Here is a 697-nt window from a genome sequence, read left to right as displayed (position 1 = left end):
GCGGTTCTGAGAGACCTGCAGTTCGGCGGCGAGCTCGGACTGGGTCAGGTGGAGGGACTCTCGCAGCTCGCGCAGTCGGTAGGCGCGCACCTGGGCGCGCATGTGCTCCTTGTGGGCATCGACGAGGGCGGGGCGCGGCGGACGCTGGGCGGTGAGCTGGTCGAAGGTGGACATGGGTGCTCTCCTGACTGCTGGGGGTGGGGCGGCGCGGGGCTGATCTCAGGGGAGACGGTCAGGTCTGCGGGTTGGCTGCGCAGCGCCGGGTGGGGCGCTGTGGAGTGCTTGGAGGTGGTCGGCGAGGTGTTCTTCGGCGAGCGGGATGTTCTTGGAGTACCAATTCTTCCAGGCGCCGGCCTTGTCTCCGGCCACGAGCAGGATCGCTTGGCGGCGGGGGTCGAAGGCGAAGAGGATCCGAATCTCCGTGCGGCGGCTTGAGTCGGGGCGCAGCTCCTTGAGGTTCTTGTGCCGGGAGCCGGTGAGAGTGTCCGCCAGGGGCCGGCCCAGGGCGCGGCCTGACCGCCTGAACGTGGACAAGGGCTGCCCCTCGAAGGCGAACCGGGCCTGGTTGCGCCGGCATGGCATCGCGGCCACGATCCCTGAGCGGGCTGACCAGATCGCGCACCGGCGCAAACGCCCGGGCCGGGCCATCGACTTCGGGGAAGACCAGCGCTAGTGCTACCAGGGACGCAACGTCGTG

At 69.9% G+C, this 697-nt stretch carries 2 protein-coding genes; both read right to left on the bottom strand.

Translation table 11 applies throughout. The features are described 5' to 3' along the window. Window positions 1–102 (bottom strand): helix-turn-helix domain-containing protein (locus ACUJ8O_RS11510; RefSeq protein ID WP_445373402.1); only part of this gene is annotated, 102 nt, incomplete at its 3' end. 117 nt (window positions 103–219) lie between these two features. Next, the gene (locus ACUJ8O_RS11505; protein ID WP_197458590.1) at window positions 220–534 is read right to left on the bottom strand and encodes a type II toxin-antitoxin system RelE/ParE family toxin; all 315 of its coding nucleotides are present in this window, start codon (window positions 532–534) and stop codon (window positions 220–222) included. Between the last annotated feature and the right edge of the window lie 163 nt (window positions 535–697).

The sequence above is a fragment of the Micrococcus sp. EWR3.9.1 genome, from assembly GCF_052615555.1.
This window is presented reverse-complemented; position numbering and strand designations above follow the sequence as displayed.